Raw genomic sequence first — 21,492 nt, 5'->3', positions numbered from 1 at the left:
TAAACCTGATTATGTTGTAATCGGAGAATCTTCAGAACTAAACTTAAAGATTGGTCAAAGAGGTAGAGGAGAAATAGTTGTAGAAACTTTTGGTAAACCAGCTCACTCTGCTAACCCAGAAAAAGGTATAAACGCAGTTTATAAAATGGCTAATGTAATTCAAAGAATACAACAATTAGTACCTCCAACTCATCCAGTTTTAGGTGATGGAATACTAGTTTTAACAGATATAAAATCTTCTCCATATCCAGGTGCATCAGTAGTGCCAGATTATTGTAAAGCTACTTTTGATAGAAGATTATTGGTTGGAGAAACAAAAGAAGGAGTATTAGCTCCAATACAAGCATTATTAGATGAAATGATGAAAGAAGACTCAGAATTAAATGCAAAAGTTTCTTATGCATCTGAAAAAGCTGAATGTTATACAGGGAATACTATAGAAAGTGAAAGATTCTTCCCAGGTTGGTTATACGATGAAGATGATGAATTTGTTCAAGCAGCATACAAAGGATTAAAAGAAGCTGGAATAGATTCAGAAATAACTCAATACTCATTCTGTACAAATGGAAGCCATTATGCAGGTGAGGCTGGAATAAGAACTATAGGATTTGGTCCTTCTAGAGAAAATCTTGCTCATACAATAGATGAACATATAGAGTTAGACCAATTATTCAAAGGTGCAGAAGGATATTATGGAATATTAAAATCAGTTTATAAAAAATAATTAGGAGATGGTTTTGTGAGAACTTTAATAAAACATGGGCTTATAGTAGATGGAAATAAAACACCAGCATATGAAGGGGATATTTTAATAGAAAACGAAAAAATATTAAAAATATCACAGGATTTAAACGAAGAAGCTGACAAAGTTATAGATGCAAAAGGTAGAGTTATATGTCCAGGTTTCATAGATACTCATAGCCATTCAGACCTAGTGATTTTGGTTAATCCATATAATGAGGTAAAGATTAGACAGGGAATTACAACAGAAGTGTTGGGCCAAGATGGAATATCTATGGCCCCTCTACCTCAAGAGCATATATCTTCTTGGAGAAAAAATTTAGCAGGCCTAGATGGTGAAAGTGATGAAATTGATTGGAAATATGAAACAACAGAAAACTATTTAAAAATGATGGATGAAAATGGGGTAGGGTTAAATGAAACCTATTTAGTACCTCATGGAAATGTAAGAATGGAAGCAATGGGGCTTGAAGATAGACCTGCCACTAAAGAGGAAATTCAAAAGATGTGTGAAATCACAGAAAGAGAATTAAAGGCAGGAGCTATAGGATTATCAACTGGACTTATATATATACCTTGTGCGTATTCATTGACAGAAGAAATTATAGAGATGTGTAAAGTAGTAGCAAAATACGATGGAGTATTTGTGGTTCATCAAAGAAGTGAAGCAGATACAATTTTAACATCAATGGAAGAAATTATAGAAATTGGAAAGCAATCAGGAGTAAAAGTTCACTTCTCACACTTTAAGGTTTGTGGTAAATCAAATTGGAAGTATATACCTCAAGTTATAGAACTTTTAGAAAAAGCAGAAAAAGAAGGTATAAGAGTATCATTTGACCAATATCCTTATGCAGCTGGAAGTACAATGCTTGGAGTAGTTTTACCTCCATGGGCACATTCAGGAGGAACTGATAAATTAATAGAAAGATTAAGTGATGAAAACGAAAGAGCAAAAATGAAAAAAGATATAGCAAATGGAATCGAAGGTTGGGATAACTTTATAGAATTTGCTGGAATAGACCAAATTTTTGTAACAAGTGTAAAGACAGAAAAAAATCAAGATACAATTGGTAAGAGCCTACTAGAAATTGGAAAGATGAGAGGTAAAGACCCGTTAGATGCAACGTTTGATTTATTGAAAGAAGAAGAAAATGCAGTTGGAATGGTAGATTTCTATGGCTTGGAAGAACATATAATAGGTTTTATGAAAAGAGACGAACAAAATGTGTGTACAGATGGTCTTTTAGCAGGTAAGCCACATCCAAGAGCATATGGTTCTTTCCCTAAAATACTAGGAAGATATGTTAGAGAATTAAATGTACTAACAGTTGAAGAAGCTGTTTATAAAATGACTAAAAAAGCAGCAGTAAGCTTTAGTATAAAAGATAGAGGTGAACTAAAAGAAGGATATTTTGCAGACTTAGTTATATTTGACAAGGATACTGTTAGTGGATGTGATGATTTTATCAATTCTATGCAATATCCTACAGGTATAGATTATGTAATTATAAATGGAAATTGTGTTGTTGAAGAAGGAAAATACAATAAAATTAAAGCAGGAAAAGTACTTAAAAATTAAATCTTAGCTTTAAGGAGGAATAAATTTATGATTTTAGTGGGGAATGGGAGGCTAATAAGCCAAGATTCTTTAAATCCCTATATGGAAGATGGATGTGTTGTAATAAATGACAATCTGATTGAAGATATAGGTACTACTGAGGAAATGAAAGCGAAATATCCAGGACATGAATTTATAGATGCAGGCAAGAAGATAATCATGCCTGGTCTAATAAATTCACATATGCATATATACAGTTCATTTGCTAGAGGTATGGCAGTTCCAGGAAAACCATCTGAAAATTTTTTAGAAATATTAAACAATTTATGGTGGAGACTTGATAAACAACTTACACTAGAAGATACAAAATACAGTGCATATGCAACTTATATAGAATGTATAAAAAATGGTGTCACAACAGTTTATGACCATCATGCAAGTCCAAATGCAATTGAAGGTAGTTTATTTACAATATCAGATGTTGCAAAAGATTTGGGAATAAGAACATGCCTTTGTTATGAGGTATCTGATAGAGATGGTGGAGATACAATACAACAAGGTATCAATGAAAATGTAAATTTCATAAAATATGCTCAAAAAGATGATACAGACATGATAAAGGGAATGTTTGGTCTTCATGCTGCATTTACATTGTCTGATGATACATTAAATAAGTGTGCCTCAGAAATGGCTGGTCTTGATACAGGTTATCATGTACATGTTGCTGAAGGATTAGCAGACTTACAATATAATGTAGATAAATATGGAAAAAGAGTTTTAGAAAGATTTAATGATTTTGGTGTTCTAAAAGAAAAGACTATAGCAGTTCATTGTATATATATAAGTACAGATGAAATCAATCTTTTAAATAAAACAAATACATTTGTAGTTCATAATCCAGAATCTAATATGGGAAATGCAGTTGGATGTTCTCCTGCAATAGAATTACTAAAAAGAGGTGTTACAGTAGGTCTAGGAACTGACGGATACACTAGTGATATGTTTGAATCGTTAAAGGTTGCTAATATAATTCATAAACACCACTTAAGTGACCCAAGAGTTGGATTTGGAGAATCACAAACAATGTTATTTGATAACAATAAAAAAATAGCAAAGGCTTATTATAAAAATGACCTAGGCATACTTAAAAAAGGTGCTTATGCGGATGTCATAGTAGTTGATTATACACCACATACTCCATTGACAGAAAACACAATAGGGGGACACATCATATTTGGAATGAGTGGAAGAAGCGTGGATACAACTATTATAAATGGAAAAGTACTTATGAAAGACAGAAAATTGGTAAACATTGATGAAGAAAGTATTCTAGCTAAGAGCAGAGAACTAAGTCAGAACCTATGGAATAGAATCTAAATAATTGATAATGACATACAAGTAAGAGAAAAGAATATAAGTGTTAAAAATAAAACTTAGACAAAAGTAGAATTTAAATGAAGTATATAGATAAAAAATATATGGAATAGAATATTAAACTAAATATAGAAGGGAGACCCAACATGTCTCAAAATGAAAGCCCTAAAATAGCTCCAGTAGATGAAAGGTTACCTGTATCCAAATCCTGGGTATTTTCACTACAGCACGTTTTAGCAATGTGTGCAGGAGCGGTAGCAGTTCCTATGATGATAGGAAGTGCTGCACGACTAGATCATGCTAGTATTGTTTTTTTAATAAATGCTTGCTTGTTTATGGCAGGTATAGGAACACTCATACAAAGTGTTGGTATAGGAAATATTGTAGGCGCTAAAATACCAGTAATTGAAGGAACTAGTTTTGCCGCTGTGGCAGGTATGACAGCAATAGCCTCATCATATAGTGATTCTCAAGTTGCAATACAGACAGTATTTGGCTCTGTAATAGTAGCTGGGCTGTTTTGTATATTACTTGCTCCAGTATTTGAAAAACTAATAAGATTCTTCCCTAGTGTAGTTACTGGAACAGTTGTTATGGTAATAGGTATTTCACTATTCCCAGTTGGGATAAAGTGGATAACTGACAACAAATTGGAAGCGGTTGAACCAAACTCATTAGCATTAGCTTTAGCAGTATTGGCTATAACTTTACTTTCATTTAAGTTCTTAAAAGGAATTTGGAATAGTACAGCGATATTGGTAGGTATAGTACTTGGTACATTACTTTCTATGGCAGTTGGAATGGCTGATTTTAGTGCAGTAAGTGGAGTTGGTTGGCTTAACTTAAATGTACCTTTAAAATTTGGAATGCCTAGATTTGAACCATCTGCAATATTATCATTATGCTTAATTATGTTAGTACTTATGACAGAATCAGTTGGTAATATGATAGCTATTCACGAAATGGTAGACAAAGAGGTAACTGGTAAAAATATTAAAAGAGGTCTATTTGGAGATGGAATATCTACAGCTTTATCTGGAATATTCAATTCATTTCCAATAACTCCGTTTGGTCAAAATACAGGAATTGTTGGACTTACAGGTATAAAATCAAGATTTATTGCAGTTTATGCAGGGGTAATATTGCTAGTACTTGGTTTCTTACCAAAGTTTGCAGCAATAATAGGAGCAATACCTAAGCCTGTTCTTGGTGGAGTAGGATTTGCAATGTTTGGAATGGTAATGGTTGGAGGAGTAAAAACTCTAAGTAAAGTAAAATTTGATGGAACTAAAAATGGAGTGATAGTAGCAGTTAGTGTTGGGTTATCTATGATACCACTGACAAATCCTGATTTCTATCATAATTTTCCAACTTGGGTGCAAACGATATTCCACAGTGGAATAACAACAGGAAGTTTATCAGCAGTACTTTTGAATATCTTCTTCAATGAATTAGGTTCAAAAAAGGAAAAAGCTCCTAAGACTGAAGAAGCAAAATAGGAAGAAATAAATGAAAAGCAACATATATAAAAGAGTATCTAAGCTAAATATTAAAAAATATATTTAATTAAGGGAGAGATAATAATATGGCTAATTTAAAAGTTAATTTATATGGAATGGAATTCTTAAATCCAGTTATGACAGCGGCAGGTCCTGGAGCAAAAGATGGTGATCTCTGTCAAGAGGCAGCAAAAGGTGGAGCAGGAGCTATATGTACAAAAACTATATCTGTGTTACCAGCAGATGTACCAAGACCATGTATGGCAAAAACTAACAGTGGTTTCTTAAATACAGAATTATGGTCAGAGCTTCCAAAAGAACAATGGATAGAAGAAGAATACAAAAAAGTAAAAGCAGCAGGTCTTCCAGTAATAGTAAGTATGGGATATTCAGCAGAACAAATAGCTGAGGTTGCACCTTTAGTAAAACCTTACGCAGATGCAGTTGAATTATCAACTCATTATGTAGGCACAGATGTTGCTCCAATAGTAAATGCTTTAAAAGCTGCAAAAGCTGTTTTAGATGTACCAGTATTTATGAAAATGAGTCCTCATACTGATATTCAAACTATTGCAAAAGCTGTTGAAGAAGCAGGAGCAGATGGACTTGTAATGATAAACTCATTTGGACCATGTATGGCAATAGATGTAAACACAGGATACCCTATAATGGGAAGTAAAGCAGGATATGGATGGTTATCAGGAGCTCCTATAAGACCATTAGCAATAAGATGTATATATGAAGCTTCTCAAGTTGTAAATATACCAATTATAGGTGTTGGTGGAATAACTTGTGGAAAAGATGTAGCTGAAATGATGATGGCAGGAGCAAGTGCTGTTCAAGTATGTACAGAAGCAATCCTTAAAGGGCCTTCTATATATGGAAAAATTGCTAAAGAATTAAATGATTTCTTAGATGAAAATGGATATGCTGATGTTAATGAAATCAAAGGATTAACTCATAAGAAAATGGCAGCTAGAGGATTTAGAACTCATGCAGTGGCTCCAGTTGTAGATGATAATAAGTGTATCAAATGTAAACAATGTGTAACAAGCTGTGTATATGAAGCTTTAGAAGTGACAGATAAATTAAATATAGATGTGGATAAGTGCTTTGGTTGTGGATTATGTGTAACTAGATGTCCAAAAGGTGCTTTAAGTATTTGCTACAATCAAGTAGAAGCTGTTAATGAATAATAATTATATAGAATTTTAGTAATTAACTTAGAGTAATAAATATATTAAGATAATAAAATATATTAGATAAGCAAGTTTATACATTAACAATACAACGTGAAGTTAATAATTTTATGACGTTGATTTAACTAAACATTAGTTTAATTAAATAATGGTTTAATCTAAATATAAATTTACTGTGTATAAGTTCTCTAATCAAATTACTTTAAGTTAATTTCTTCAGATAAAATAAATTGATACGTTATAAGTAAGGTGGAGTCTATATGGGAATTGTTTTAAAAGGTGGGAAAGTAGTAACAAGTGAAAAAACTTACTGTGCAGATGTAAGAATAGAAAATGAGAAAATAGTTGATATAGGTGTTGATATATCAAAAGAAAATGATGAAGTAGTTGATGTTAGTGATTATTATATTATACCAGGAGGTATAGATACACACACTCACTTTGATTTAGATACAGGAACTACTAAGACAGCAGATAATTTTGAAACAGGAACAAAAGCTACAATAGCTGGAGGTACTACTACTATCTTAGATTTTGCTACACAATCTAGAGGTTGTTCTTTAAAAGAAGGATTAGATGAATGGCATGAAAAAGCTAGAGATAAATCTTATTCAGACTATGGTTTTCACATGGCTATAACAGATTGGAATGCTTCAGTTTGTAATGAAATGGAAGACATGGTGAAAGAGGGAGTATCTTCATTTAAATTGTATATGGCATATAAAGGAAGCCTTCAAGTTGATGATGGTGTCATCTTTGAAGCTTTGAGAAAAGCAGAAGAGGTAGGAGGAATTATTGGATTCCATTGTGAAAATGGGGATATAATATGTGAACTTGTGGATAAAGCAAAAGCAGAAAATAATCTATCTCCAAAATATCATCAATTAACTAGACCAGCTATATTAGAAGCAGAAGCAACTTCAAGACTGATGAAGATAGCAGAAGTGGCAAATTCTAAGGTGTACGTTGTTCACCTAAGTTGTAAAGAATCTTTGGAAGAAGTTCTAAAAGCTAAACAAAGAGGAGTAGATGTGATAGTTGAAACTTGTCCTCAATACCTTCTATTAAGTGATGAATTATATGATTTAGAAGGATTTGAAAGTGCTAAATATGTAATGTCACCACCTTTAAGGGATAAAGAAAATAATGAAATTTTATGGAATGCTATTTTAAATAATCAAATAGATACTATAGGTACAGACCACTGTTCTTTTAATTATAGGGGGCAAAAGGAACTTGGAATAAACGATTTCAGTAAAATTCCTAATGGTTCGCCAGGGGTGGAACATAGGATGAGTCTTTTATACACATATGGAGTCTGTAAAAATAAAATATCTATCAACAAGATGGTAGAAGTAACATCGACTAATGCCGCCAAATTATTTGGAATGTATCCTGAAAAAGGAACTATAGAAATAGGTAGTGATGCAGATATATTAGTTTTAAATCCAAATAAAAAATATAAAATAGAAGCAAAAAAACAATTACAAAATGTAGATTATACGCCTTATGAAGGTTATGAAGTAAATTGTCAAATAGAACATGTTTATTTAAGAGGAAAAGAAGTTGTTAGAGAGGGAGAATTAATTTGTAATACTCCAAGTGGGAGATATATAAAAAGGCGTCTAACAGAGGGGGCTAGAGAATGGTAGAATTTATATTAAATGGAGAGAAAGTTGTTGCAAAAGAAGGCAAAAAACTTTTAGACTTCCTTAGAGAAGATATGAATATAACTTCAGTTAAAAATGGATGTTCAGAAGGTGCTTGCGGAACTTGTATGGTCATAATAGATGGTAAAGCAACTAAAGCATGTGTATTTAAAACTGATAAATTAGCTGGGAAAAATATAACAACTATAGAAGGATTATCAGAAAGAGAAAGAGATGTTTTTGCATATTCTTTTGCCAGTCAAGGAGCTGTTCAATGTGGATTTTGCATCCCAGGTATGGTAATTAGTTCAAAAGCGCTTATAGACGTTAATAATAATCCTACTGAAGATGACATAAAAAAAGCTTTAAAAGGTAATATATGTAGATGTACAGGTTATGTAAAAATAATTAAAGCTGTGAGTTTGGCAGCAAAGATATTTAGAGAAGATATAGATGTGCCAAAAGTAAACTGCAAAGGTCTAGTTGGTGAAAGTCTTCATAGAGTTGATGCAGTAGGCAAAACACTTGGATACTCTGAATATGTAGATGATATAAGATTAGAAGGTATGATTTATGGTTCAGCAGTTAGAGCCAAATATCCAAGAGCATTAGTTAAAAAGATAGATATAGAAGAAGCAAAAGCTTACCCAGGAGTTGTTGCAGTTCTTACAGCTAAAGATATTCCAGGAACTATAAAAGTAGGTCACTTAAAGAAAGATTGGGATACTTTAATTCCAGAAGGTGAAATAACTAGATACTTAGGAGATGGAATAGTTTTAGTAGCAGCAGAAACTAGAGAAGCATTAGAAGAAGCGAAAAAACTAGTTAAGATAGATTATGAAGAATTGACACCTTTAAGTACTACAGCAGAGGCTCTTAAAGAAGATGCTCCAAATATACATGAAACAGGTAATGTACTTGTTAAGGAACATTTAGTAAGAGGAAATGCTGAAGAAAAAATAAGGAACTCAAAATACGTTGTAACTAAAAAATACACTACACCTGCAACAGAACATGCATTTTTAGAACCTGAATGTGCAGTAGCAGGTCCTTATGAAGAAGATGGAGTAATAATTTACTCAACAGACCAAGGTGTGTTTGCTACTCAACATGAATGTGCAGATATGTTAGGATTACCACATGAAAAAGTAAGAGTGATAAATAAGATGGTAGGAGGCGGATTTGGTGGAAAAGAAGATATGAGTGTTCAACACCATGCAGCCTTACTTGCATACCACACAAAGAGATTTGTAAAAGTACAGCTTACTAGAAAAGAAAGTATAATTGTTCATCCAAAAAGACATGCTACAGAAATGGAATTTACAACAGCATGTGATGAAAATGGATATCTAACAGGTATGAAAGCAACTATAATATCTGATACAGGTGCTTATGCATCTCTTGGAGGACCAGTATTGCAAAGATTATGTACTCATGCAGCAGGACCATACAATTATCAGGATATTGATATAACTGGAACAGCAGTATATACTAATAATCCTCCTGGAGGAGCATTTAGAGGTTTTGGAGTTACACAAAGCTGTTTTGCTACAGAATGTAATCTAAATTTACTTGCTGAAATGGCTGGAATATCACCTTGGGAAATAAGATATAAAAATGCAATAAGACCTGGTCAAGTTTTACCAAATGGTCAATTTGCAGATGAAGGAACAGCAATGGCAGAAACATTAGAAGCTGTAAAAGAAGAGTATGAAAAACACCCACGTGCAGGTATAGCTTGTGCAATGAAAAATAGTGGTGTAGGAGTTGGGATACCTGATGTGGGAAGATGTAGACTGGTAATAAAAGATGGTAAAGTTCATATAAGAACAAGTGCCTCTTGTATAGGTCAAGGTCTTGGTACGGTTATGACTCAAGTAGTTTGTGAAACTGCAAATTTACTACCTGAAAACATAGTGCATGAAGTTCCAGATACTCACTTGACACCAGATTCTGGTAATACTACAGCTTCAAGACAGACAGTATTTACAGGGGAGGCTACTAAGGTTGCAGCAATTAAATTAAAAGAAGCTTTAGCAACTGGAAAAGCATTATCTGATTTAGAGGGAGAAGAATTTTACGGAGAATATGCAAGTGTTACAGACAAAATGGGTTCTGATAAAGAAAATCCAGTAAGCCATGTAGCTTATGGATATGCAACACAAGTTGTAATGCTAGATGAAAATGGAAAATTAGAAAAAGTAGTAGCAGCACATGATGTAGGAAGAGCTATAAACCCAATCAGTTTAGAGGGGCAAATAGAAGGTGGAGTTGTTATGGGTCTTGGATATGCCTTAACAGAGGATTACCCAGTAGTCAACTCTGTACCTACAGCTAAATTTGGTACATTAGGCTTATTTAAATCTACAGATATACCAGAAATACAAGCCGTAATAGTTGAAAAAAACAAAGATTTATTGGCATATGGTGCAAAAGGAGTAGGAGAGATTTGTACAGTTCCCACTGCACCAGCAGTGCAAAATGCCTATTATGTATTTGATAAAGAGTTTAGAACTGAACTACCACTTCAAAATACGCCATATAGTAAAAAAAAATAACAAAAAAATAAATATTAAATAAAAAAAATCAATTAAATTGTAAATAAAAAAAACCCTTTTGCATAAGGTATATTTTAAATGATAGAATATACATATACAGGAGGGTTTTTCTTTTATAAAATAAGTTTAATAAAATTGAGAGGTGAGCAAAATGAATTTTAATAATAGTCTAGAGTTAACTCAGTCTCAGAAGCTAATCATGACTACACAACTTAAGCAATCATTATCAATATTAAATATGAGTAAGTTGGAGTTAGAAGAAGAGATTAAAAGGGAAGCAGAGAATAACCCATTAGTCGAAGTTGAGAAAAGTGGGGAGATAAATTGGGAAGAATATATAAAAGATATGGAAAAATCAAGACGTTTAGATAGAACAGAAATAAGTTATAACCCTGACAATGAAGTTAATCTAGAAAATTTAGTTAAATATTCGTCAAATTTATATGAGGATTTGAAGTTTCAGATAAGCTTATATAAGCTAACAGATAAACAAATGGAAGTCTGTGAGTATATAATTGATAGCTTAGATGAGGACGGATATTTGAGAACTGAGGAAAAAGTAATTGTTGATACTTTAAAGATAGATGAAGAACTTTTTGAAAAATGCTTGATTAGTGTTCAGCAGTTGGAACCTAGTGGAGTAGGTGCAAGAAGTCTTTCAGAATGTCTGATGATTCAAATGGCAAGCTTAGGAATATATAATGAAATTTTAGAGGAAATCGTTACAAAAGACTTAAATTTAATTGCAAATAATAAATATAAAGAGATAAGCAAGAAGTACAATATGTCACTACAAAAATGCGTTGAACTAATAAATATAATTAAAACATTAGACCCTAAGCCAGGAAGAACCTGTTCAGTAGAAAAAAGTGTATATATACAACCAGATGTAACAGTTGAAAAAATTGATGATGAATTTATTGTGTATTTAAATGAAAAAGACTCCTATCAAATAAAAATAAACAGTTATTATAAAGACATACTAAAAAATTCACAGTCTGACGAAAGTGCAAAAGAATTTATAAAAGAAAGACTAAATTCGGCAACAGGGCTTATGAAAAATATAGAAAGTAGAAAGACTACAGTACTTAAAATTGCAGAAGAAATAGTAAAAGCTCAAGATGAGTTTTTGAGAAAAGGAACAAAATATATAAAGCCCTTAAAAATGAAAGACATAGCAGAAAAATTAGATTTTCATGAATCTACTATAAGTAGAGGTGTAAATGGGAAATATATGCTGACACCTTTTGGAGTATATGAATTTAGGTACTTTTTCAGTAGTGCTATTGAAACTGAAAATCATGAAATGGCATCTAGTACAAGCATAAAAAAAATTATAAAGGAAACAATAAAAGACGAAAATAAAAAGAAACCTTTAAGTGATGACCATATATCTAAGCTATTAAAAGAAAAAGGAATCAATGTTGCAAGAAGAACAGTTGCCAAGTATCGTGAAGAATTAGGAATTTTGTCTTCAAGTAAGAGAAAAGAATATTAGTGAAAAGAGAAAGAAGTATCAGTAAAATTAGGGGAAATGCTAATTAAAATACAAATGAGCATTATACAAATGAATTTAAGTATTGGAAAGAAAAGTATTAGAAATAAAATTAAATATTAGGAAAAATCAGGAATTAGAACGATAACTAGAGTCAAAAAAATACAGAGATAAATAAACAGTTATTGTTAATTTTAAGAGCATAAAAATAAAAACATAAAGTATAAAAACAAAGACATATAGAATCTAGCAGAGTAGAACATACAAGATTGAGTCAAAAATATTAGAATAAAAACCAAAAAATATATGGAAAAAATATTATATAAAAAATAAAAAATACTGTACTTTGAAAATGGTGGAGAAATTGCTATAAAACAAAAAAATAAAAAAGTTTTTGAAAAACTATTGAAATCTATACGCAAATCCTATAAAATAAAATTATCTTGTGGGACTTAAATAAACACTAGGGACAAAAAAAGTCCCTAAAGGAAAGCAATAAGGAGTATGTTATGAAGAACTTATTAGAAATTCAAAAGAAACTAATTCCACAGGCAATTGAACTTATGGAAAGAAGATACTCTATTTTAAGACAAATATCTTTAAGTGAACCAATAGGTAGAAGAACTTTATCAAATGTATTAGAAATTAGTGAAAGAATAATTAGGTCAGAAACAGAGTTTTTAAAAGAACAAGGACTTATAGATGTTGCTGTATCTGGAATGACTATCACTAAAGAAGGTTCTGATTTATTAGATAAACTTAAAGACATCATGAGTGACATCATGGGATTGTCTAAGTTACAAGATAGGGTCAGAGAAAAGCTTGGAATAAAAAAGGTAATACTAGTTCCTGGAAGCTGTGATGAAAATGGAAGCTTATTAAAAGATGTAACTAGATATGGATGCGAGTATTTCTTAGGTATTTTAAAAGATGGAGATATAGTTTCAATAACAGGGGGAAGCACTATGTTAGAGTTTTCAAATGTTATTAAAACTGATAAGAGATATCCAAACTCTACAATAGTGCCAGCTAGAGGAAGTATGGGAACTGATGTAGAGATGCAGTCTAATAGTATAGTTGCTTCAGTAAGTAAGAAATTACACTCTAATTGCAAACTTTTACATATACCAGATGAATTGGACGAGAGTGCAATGAAAACTCTTAGCCAAGTGCCAGAGATTAAGACAACTTTGGAGTATATTAAAAGAACAGACATTTTAGTTTTCAGCATAGGTAGAGCAGATGTCATGGCAAAGAGAAGAAAACTTCCAGAAGATAAAGTTAACGAGATATTATCTAAAAATGCAGTTGGAGAAGCATTTGGATATTATTTCAACAAAGATGGAGAAATAGTTTATAAATTAAATACTGTTGGAATTGATTTAGAGACAGTTAAAGAAGTAAAAGAAACTATTGCAATCTTTGCAGGAACAGAAAAAGTAGAAGCCTTATTAGCTATATCAAATATGCATAAAAACATGGTTCTTGTAACAGATGAAGAAAGTGCTTATAAGATATTGTCATTATTATAAAAGTCGAAAACTAGCACAGAGCTAGACAACATACATTTACTTTATAGGAGGTAGCGAAAATGGTTAAAGTAGCTATAAATGGATTTGGAAGAATAGGAAGATTAGCATTAAGAAAAATGATGGAGCAACAAGATAAGTTTGAAGTTGTTGCAATAAACGACTTAACAGATGCTAAAATGTTAGCTCATTTATTTAAATATGATACAGCTCAAGGAAGATTTAACGGTGAAATAGAAGTTAAAGAAGGTGCTTTTATAGTAAACGGAAAAGAAATAAAAGTAACAGCAGAAAGAAATCCTGCTGACCTACCATGGGCTGAATTAGGAGTAGATATAGTATTAGAATGTACAGGATTCTTTACTTCTAAAGATAAAGCAGAAGCTCATATACAAGCAGGAGCTAAAAAAGTTGTTATATCTGCACCAGCAACTGGAGATTTAAAAACAATAGTATTCAACACAAACAGTGACATATTAGATGGTTCTGAAACAGTTATATCAGGAGCTTCTTGTACAACTAACTGTTTAGCTCCAATGGCTAAAGTATTAAATGATAAATATGGTATAGAAAAAGGATTAATGACTACTATACATGCATATACTAATGACCAAAATACTTTAGATGGTCCTCATCCAAAAGGTGATTTAAGAAGAGCTAGAGCTGCTGCTGGAAACATAGTTCCAAACACTACAGGAGCTGCAAAAGCAATCGGTTTAGTAATACCTGCATTAAAAGGAAAATTAGATGGAGCAGCACAAAGAGTACCAGTTGTAACTGGTTCAATAACTGAATTAGTTTGTACATTAGGAAAAAATGTTACAGTTGAAGAAATAAATGCAGCTATGAAAGAAGCTTCAAACGAATCTTTCGGATACACTGAAGAAATGTTAGTATCTTCTGATATAATCGGAATAAGCTACGGTTCATTATTTGACGCTACTCAAACAAAAGTTATGGAAGTAGATGGAAAACAATTAGTTAAAGTTGTTTCTTGGTATGATAATGAAATGTCTTATACTTCTCAATTAATAAGAACTTTAGGATACTTTGCACAATTAGCAAAATAGTCAGCTTTTAGAAAATAGAAAAGTAGATTGACAAAGTCCGAGTTTGTAGTTTAACACTACGGACTCTGGACTTTTTTTAAGAAAAAATATATAAAATACACCTAAATAATGTTACATACTATATATAAAAATATGATAATATGATATATTTAATAGGGTAAAAGTATGTACTATATTATACTTGGCAATAAAAAATTACTTTATTAAAAGGAGAGATATTTATGTCAATGCTAAACAAAAAAACTATAGAAGATATTGATGTGTGCGGGAAAAAAGTATTAGTGAGATGTGACTTTAATGTACCATTACAAGATGGTGTAATTACTGATGAAAATAGATTAAACGGAGCTTTACCAACAATTCAATATTTAATTTCTAAAGGAGCAAAAGTTATATTATGTTCTCATTTAGGAAAACCAAAGGGAGAAGCTAAACCAGAATTATCTTTAGCACCAGTTGCAAAGAGATTATCTGAAATGTTAGGTAAAGAAGTTGTATTTGCAGCAGATGATAATGTTGTAGGAGAAAATGCAAAAAAAGCTACTGAAAAAATGGAAAACGGAGATGTAGTGTTATTAGAAAATACTAGATATAGAAAAGAAGAAACTAAAAATGAAGAAAACTACTCTAAAGAATTAGCTTCACTTGCTGAAATATTTGTAAATGATGCATTTGGAACTGCTCATAGAGCGCATTGTTCAACAGTTGGAGCAGGAGAATTTTTACAAGAGAGAGTTTGCGGATACTTAATTCAAAAAGAATTAAAATTCTTAGGAGAAGCTGTTGCCAATCCTGTAAGACCATTTACAGCTATACTTGGGGGAGCTAAAGTTTCTGATAAATTAGCTGTTATAAATGAACTATTAGAAAAAGTTGATAATCTAATAATAGGTGGAGGAATGGCTTATACATTCTTAAAAGCTCAAGGTTATGAAGTAGGAACATCTTTACTTGAAATAGATAAAGTAGAATATGCAAAAGAAATGATGGAAAAAGCTAAGGCAAAAGGCGTTAACTTATTATTGCCAGTAGATGTTGTTATGGCAGACCACTTTGCACCAGATGCAACTCCAATAGTAACAGAAGATGCTAATGTAAAAGAAGATTATATGGGACTAGATATGGGACCTAAGACTATAGCAAACTTTGTAAAAGCCATAAAAGAATCAAAAACTGTAGTATGGAACGGACCAATGGGAGTATTTGAATTTGAAAACTTTGCAAATGGAACACTATCAGTAGCTAAAGCCATGGCAGAATTAACTGACGCAACTACTGTAATTGGTGGTGGTGATAGTGCAGCAGCAGTTAATCAATTAGGATTTGGTGATAAGATGACTCACGTATCAACAGGTGGAGGAGCATCACTAGAATTTTTAGAAGGTAAAGAATTACCAGGTATTGCAGCATTAGATAATAAATAAACTACTATATAGAGGAGATTGTAAAATGAGAAAACCTATAATTGCAGGAAATTGGAAAATGCATAAAACAATAAAAGAAGCTTTAGAATTTGTAAATGAAGTTAAAGGAAAAGTTAATGCTGATAAGGCAGAAGCTGTTATATGTGCACCATTTACTTTATTGAAGGATTTAAAAGAAGCTACTAAGGGTACAAATATAAAGATAGGTGCTCAAAACATGCACTTTGAAGAAAAAGGAGCATTTACAGGAGAAGTTTCACCTCTTATGTTAAAAGAAATAGATATGGACTATGTTATAATAGGACATTCAGAAAGAAGACAGTATTTCAATGAAACTGATGAAACTGTAAACAAAAAAGTTTTAAAAGCTTTAGAAGTAGAAATAGACCCAATACTATGTGTTGGTGAAACTTTAGAGCAAAGAGAAGCTGGAAAAACTAAAGATGTTTGTAAAGTTCAAGTTGAAAAAGCTTTAGAAAATGTTCTTAAAGATGATTTAGCAAAAGTAGTTGTTGCATATGAGCCAATTTGGGCTATTGGAACTGGTAAAACTGCAACTGCTGAAGATGCTAATGATGTTATATCTTATATAAGAGAAGTTATAAAAGGATTATATGGAGAATTAGCTAATGAAGTTAGAATACAATACGGTGGAAGTGTTAAACCTTCAAATGTAGCTGAAATAATGGGTCAAAGTGATATAGATGGAGCTTTAGTAGGTGGAGCTAGTTTAGCTGCTAATGACTATTTAGACCTTGTTAATTTCTAAGGAGTGAAATGATGAAAAAACCAGTTGCTTTAATTATTATGGACGGATTTGGATATAATAAGGAAGTTAAGGGAAATGCAATTGCTGAGTCCAAAACTCCTAATTTAGACAGAATAATGAAAGAATATCCAAACACATTAATAAATGCTAGTGGTCTTGATGTTGGTCTACCTGATGGTCAAATGGGAAATTCAGAAGTTGGCCATACTAATATAGGTGCAGGTAGAATTGTATATCAAGATTTAACTAGAATAACAAAATCTATAAAAGATGGTGATTTTTTTAATAATAAAGTTTTATGTGAAGCTATGGACAATGCAAAAGAACATTCTCTTCATGTAATGGGTCTTTTGTCTGATGGTGGAGTACATTCACATATAGACCATCTTAAAGCTATAATCAAAATGGCAAAAGATAAAGGTGTAGAAAAAGTATATGTTCATGCATTTACTGATGGTAGAGATACTGACCCTCAAAGCGCATTGGAATATGCTAAGGAAGTACAAGCTAGTATGAATGAAATTGGAGTAGGTGAATTTGCTACAGTTTCTGGTAGATACTATGCAATGGATAGAGATAAGAGATGGGAAAGAGTAGAGCTTGCATACAATGCCATGGCTAGAGGTATTGGCGAAAAAGCAACTTCTATTGAAGAAGCTATTCAAAACTCTTATGATAATGGAAAAAATGATGAATTTATAATGCCAACAGTTATTGTTAAAGATGATAAAGCAGTTGGAAGTATAAAAGAAAATGATTCAATTATATTCTTCAATTTCAGACCAGATAGAGCAAGACAAATAACAAGAGCTTTAGTAAGTGAAGAGTTTGATGGATTTAAAAGAGAAGAAATTAAAAACTTCTTTGTATGTTTAACAGAGTACGATATAACTATAAAAGAAGTGCATATAGCATTTGGACCACAATCTTTAACTAATACTCTGGGTGAATATCTTGCGAAAAATGGAAAAACTCAATTAAGAGCTGCTGAAACTGAAAAATATGCGCATGTTACTTTCTTCTTCAATGGTGGAGTAGAAGAGCCAAACAAAGGTGAAGAGAGATTATTAATACCTTCTCCAAAGGTTGCAACTTACGACTTACAACCAGAGATGTCTGCATATGAATTAACAGACAAAGCTTTAGAAAAACTAGGAGAAGATAAGTTTGACTTTATAGTTTTAAACTTTGCAAACCCTGACATGGTAGGTCATACAGGAAATATTGAAGCAGCTATAAAGGCTGTTGAGACTGTAGATACTTGTGTAGGAAAATTAGTAGATAAAATAATAGAGCTAGGTGGAAGCGCAATAATAACTGCTGACCACGGAAATGCTGAATACATGTTAGACCCACAAACAGGAAAGACTGTAACAGCCCACTCTATTAATCCAGTACCATTTGTGGTTGTTGGACAAGAATTTGAAGGTGCAAAATTATTAGACGCAGGAAGATTATCTGATATAGCGCCAACTGTTTTAGATATGATGAAGTTAGAAAAACCAGAAGAAATGACTGGTCATTCACTTATTTCAAAATAGTTAAGCTTAATAAGTATTATCTATTAATCTAGTGCCATTTGAAATTTTTGCTAAAGAATTTGAATATGCAAAATTAGGTGCTAGAAATTGAATTAATAAGTTTATAAATTGAATTGAATTGAATTGATAAGTAGAATAGTAACTTACAATAAAGTAAACTTAAAAGTATTTCAGTCTAAGTGAATTTTATAAAGTTTAAGTAAAATGATGTAAAAAATAATAATTAATATATATTATAAAATCAAAAATTATTAGAATCATTAGTTGTAAATTTTGTGTTTCATGTTTTAAGTTTATCTGTATATTTATGTATTGAAGATTGATTTTGGCTAATAGATAAGTTAAAAATTATAAAAAATAAAATAAAAATAGAAACTTTTACAAATTTACCCATCAAATAAATTTGTATCTAATTTTCAAAAATAACTTTCTGTACTATAATATAATAAGTAGATTAAAACTAGTAGACGGATGTTTACAGTAAATGAAAATTTAACTAATAGAAAAATCGAAGGGAGATATACAAATGTCAGTTATTGAATTAGTATATGCTAGAGAAGTATTAGACTCAAGAGGAAATCCAACTGTAGAAGTTGAAGTAGTATTAGAAGATGGAGCAATGGGAAGAGCAATAGTTCCATCAGGTGCATCTACAGGAGCTTTTGAAGCTGTTGAATTAAGAGATGGAGACAAAGGAAGATACTTAGGAAAAGGTGTAGAAACAGCTGTTGCTAACGTAAATGAAATAATAGCACCAGAAATCGAAGGAATGGATGCATTTGACCAACCAGCTATAGATGCAATGATGATAGAATTAGATGGAACTCCAAACAAAGGTAAATTAGGAGCTAATGCTATATTAGGTGTTTCAATGGCAGTAGCTAGAGCAGCTGCTGATGAAATAGGTTTACCATTATTCCAATACTTAGGTGGAGTAAATGCTAAGCAATTACCTGTTCCAATGATGAACATATTAAATGGTGGAGAACATGCTGATAATAACGTTGATGTTCAAGAGTTCATGATATTACCAGTAGGAGCTTGTTGCTTTAAAGAAGGTTTAAGAATGGGAGCAGAAGTATTCCATTCATTAAAGAAAGTTTTAGGAGAAAAAGGATTAGCTTGTGGTGTAGGTGACGAAGGTGGATTCGCTCCAAACTTAGGTTCAAACAGAGAAGCTTTAGAATTAATAGTTGAAGCTATAACAAAAGCTGGATATAAGCCAGGAGAAGATGTTATGTTAGGACTTGATGTTGCTGCTACAGAAATGTACAATAAAGAAACTAAAAAATACGTTTTAGCTGGAGAAGGAAAAGAATTAACTGCTGCTGAAATGGTTGCTTTATATGAAGATTGGTCAAACAACTTCCCAATAATAACTATAGAAGATGGTTTAGATGAAGAAGATTGGGATGGATGGAAATTATTAACTGAAAAATTAGGAAACAAATTACAATTAGTTGGAGATGACTTATTTGTTACTAATACAGAAAGATTAGAAAAAGGAATTGAAAATGGAGTAGCTAACTCTATATTAGTTAAAGTTAACCAAATAGGTACAATAACTGAAACTCTAGATGCAATAGAAATGGCTAAGAGAGCAGGGTACACTGCTGTTATATCTCATAGATCAGGAGAAACTGAAGATTCTACTATAGCAGATTTAGCTGTTGCAGTAAATGCTGGACAAATAAAAACTGGTGCTCCATCAAGAACTGATAGAGTTGCTAAATACAACCAATTATTAAGAATAGAAGAAATGGTTGGAGAGCAAGCTAGATACTGTGGATTAAAATCTTTCTATAACTTAAAAAAATAGTTTTTAAGGATTAAAAAGATAGTATAAAAGATTTTAAGTTTATCTTATAAGAGATAAATGGGATAAGTGTTAATTGATTTTTCAAAGCACTTATCCCTTTTTATATGTAAGCCATTTTTATTAGGAAAATAAATAAAAGCTTTGAAATAATTGCTATAATTAAAAACTATAGATATATTTTGATGGCTTTTGATATCAGTTTTGTTTGTGATTTATAACATAATAGTCTTGAAATGACTATATTATTGTGATACACTAAAGAGTAATGAAATTTAAGTAATAGAAAGATAGGAGGGGCAAGAATGGGCAACATTTTAATGGGTGTGCAAGTAGTACTAGGGATTTTACTAGTAATTAGCATAATGCCTCAAGATTCTAAGAATGCTTTACCTTCAGAGTTTGGTGGAGAAGGAAGTCAAGCTTACTTTAAACCAAAAGGAAAACAAGCATTTCTTGCTAGAGTTACAAAGATAACAGCAGTATTATTTTTTATAAATGCATTGGCACTACTTATAGTTAAGAAGTAGTGGTATTGTTGAATAACTGGCCATTATTTAATTAGTGCATTTTGGTTACATTTAAAAATTAAATTTAGTTTTTAATAAAAGTACGTCAACATAAAAAAGTACGTAAAGTAAAAGCTGGACTAATGATTTTATATTATTGGTCCAGTTTTTATTTTATGAATTGAGTCAGATATTTATAAAATAAATTTTTGATATATCTATTTTTGTTATATAGTTTTTAATATCTAGCTTTTGATATATCTAATTTTTAATCATTCTAGTATGCACAATCAACTTGATAATTTGCAAAATAGATACCATACTAAGCATCATTATTAAAAAAAAGTAGGAACTGTTAGTATATTGTGTATTTGTTAATATAAACTTTAATAAAAGAGTGTTGATTATTATTGTTAAAAGACCCATTAATTTACCAAATAAATTATAGTTCTTTTTTAAAATAGTGTTTTGAATTAGCAGTATAATTGCAATTATAGTAAAAACGATAAGAATAGCTATTAGAGCTATTTTAAGTGATTCAATAGGATAATCTCTTTCAAAGTTTCTGTTAGTGTATGTTACCCACCTATGCATTCCCATTCTTGTATTTGCATATTTTTCAAAAACCTTACATCCTATTAGAAAAGCAATTTGAAATAGTATTGTAATACTATAGAGTGTTTTCTTCATTAGTATTTCTCCTTATTATATTAAATTATAGACAAACTAAAAATATTATATTGATTTATATTATAATG

At 31.4% G+C, this 21,492-nt stretch carries 16 protein-coding genes; 15 read left to right on the top strand and 1 reads right to left on the bottom strand.

What is annotated here, in order from left to right; translation table 11 throughout:
- The 15 genes from IC214_RS05705 to secG all read left to right on the top strand — a co-directional run.
- Positions 1 to 724 (top strand): YgeY family selenium metabolism-linked hydrolase (locus tag IC214_RS05705; RefSeq protein ID WP_227866369.1); only part of this gene is annotated, 724 nt, incomplete at its 5' end.
- Positions 725 to 739: 15 nt separating this feature from the next.
- Entirely contained in the window at positions 740 to 2,323 is a 1,584-nt protein-coding gene (locus IC214_RS05700; protein ID WP_227481904.1) for an N-acyl-D-amino-acid deacylase family protein, read from the top strand.
- A 27-nt stretch (positions 2,324 to 2,350) separates the two neighbouring features.
- Positions 2,351 to 3,679 (top strand): putative aminohydrolase SsnA, encoded by a 1,329-nt coding sequence (gene ssnA, locus IC214_RS05695; RefSeq protein WP_227433766.1) that lies wholly within the window; start codon positions 2,351 to 2,353, stop codon positions 3,677 to 3,679.
- 143 nt (positions 3,680 to 3,822) lie between these two features.
- Entirely contained in the window at positions 3,823 to 5,175 is a 1,353-nt protein-coding gene (locus IC214_RS05690; protein WP_227824441.1) for a nucleobase:cation symporter-2 family protein, read from the top strand.
- Positions 5,176 to 5,261: 86 nt separating this feature from the next.
- Positions 5,262 to 6,371, top strand: coding sequence for a 4Fe-4S binding protein (locus IC214_RS05685; RefSeq protein WP_227433768.1), 1,110 nt, complete (start codon positions 5,262 to 5,264; stop codon positions 6,369 to 6,371).
- A 263-nt stretch (positions 6,372 to 6,634) separates the two neighbouring features.
- Positions 6,635 to 8,026, top strand: coding sequence for a dihydropyrimidinase (gene hydA / locus IC214_RS05680; RefSeq protein WP_227866368.1), 1,392 nt, complete (start codon positions 6,635 to 6,637; stop codon positions 8,024 to 8,026).
- Entirely contained in the window at positions 8,020 to 10,581 is a 2,562-nt protein-coding gene (gene xdh / locus IC214_RS05675; protein ID WP_227831559.1) for a selenium-dependent xanthine dehydrogenase, read from the top strand. The genes hydA and xdh overlap by 7 nt, the downstream gene beginning before the upstream one ends.
- Before the next feature lie 151 nt (positions 10,582 to 10,732).
- On the top strand, positions 10,733 to 12,079 hold the full coding sequence (gene rpoN / locus IC214_RS05670; RefSeq protein ID WP_227433771.1) for an RNA polymerase factor sigma-54: 1,347 nt from the start codon (positions 10,733 to 10,735) through the stop codon (positions 12,077 to 12,079).
- A 506-nt stretch (positions 12,080 to 12,585) separates the two neighbouring features.
- Positions 12,586 to 13,608, top strand: a complete 1,023-nt coding sequence (locus tag IC214_RS05665) for a sugar-binding transcriptional regulator (RefSeq protein WP_227433772.1) — start codon at positions 12,586 to 12,588, stop codon at positions 13,606 to 13,608.
- 59 nt (positions 13,609 to 13,667) lie between these two features.
- Entirely contained in the window at positions 13,668 to 14,675 is a 1,008-nt protein-coding gene (gene gap / locus IC214_RS05660) for a type I glyceraldehyde-3-phosphate dehydrogenase (protein WP_227433773.1), read from the top strand.
- Between the two features lie 221 nt (positions 14,676 to 14,896).
- Entirely contained in the window at positions 14,897 to 16,099 is a 1,203-nt protein-coding gene (locus IC214_RS05655; RefSeq protein ID WP_227481909.1) for a phosphoglycerate kinase, read from the top strand.
- Between the two features lie 25 nt (positions 16,100 to 16,124).
- Positions 16,125 to 16,868, top strand: coding sequence for a triose-phosphate isomerase (tpiA, locus tag IC214_RS05650; protein ID WP_227433775.1), 744 nt, complete (start codon positions 16,125 to 16,127; stop codon positions 16,866 to 16,868).
- Between the two features lie 11 nt (positions 16,869 to 16,879).
- Positions 16,880 to 18,409, top strand: a complete 1,530-nt coding sequence (gene gpmI / locus IC214_RS05645) for a 2,3-bisphosphoglycerate-independent phosphoglycerate mutase (RefSeq protein ID WP_413926637.1) — start codon at positions 16,880 to 16,882, stop codon at positions 18,407 to 18,409.
- A gap of 526 nt (positions 18,410 to 18,935) precedes the next feature.
- A complete protein-coding gene (gene eno / locus IC214_RS05640) occupies positions 18,936 to 20,228 on the top strand; it encodes a phosphopyruvate hydratase (protein WP_227433777.1) in 1,293 nt (430 codons plus the stop codon).
- Positions 20,229 to 20,530: 302 nt separating this feature from the next.
- Positions 20,531 to 20,755: a preprotein translocase subunit SecG gene (gene secG, locus IC214_RS05635; protein ID WP_227433778.1), complete on the top strand. Its 225-nt coding sequence runs from the start codon at positions 20,531 to 20,533 to the stop codon at positions 20,753 to 20,755.
- 240 nt (positions 20,756 to 20,995) lie between these two features.
- Here secG and IC214_RS05630 read toward each other — a convergent pair whose 3' ends face one another.
- Entirely contained in the window at positions 20,996 to 21,424 is a 429-nt protein-coding gene (locus IC214_RS05630; RefSeq protein WP_227433779.1) for a hypothetical protein, read from the bottom strand.
- Positions 21,425 to 21,492: the final 68 nt, after the last annotated feature.

Source organism: Clostridioides sp. ES-S-0190-01, from assembly GCF_020658275.1.
GTDB lineage: Bacteria > Bacillota > Clostridia > Peptostreptococcales > Peptostreptococcaceae > Clostridioides.
This window is presented reverse-complemented; position numbering and strand designations above follow the sequence as displayed.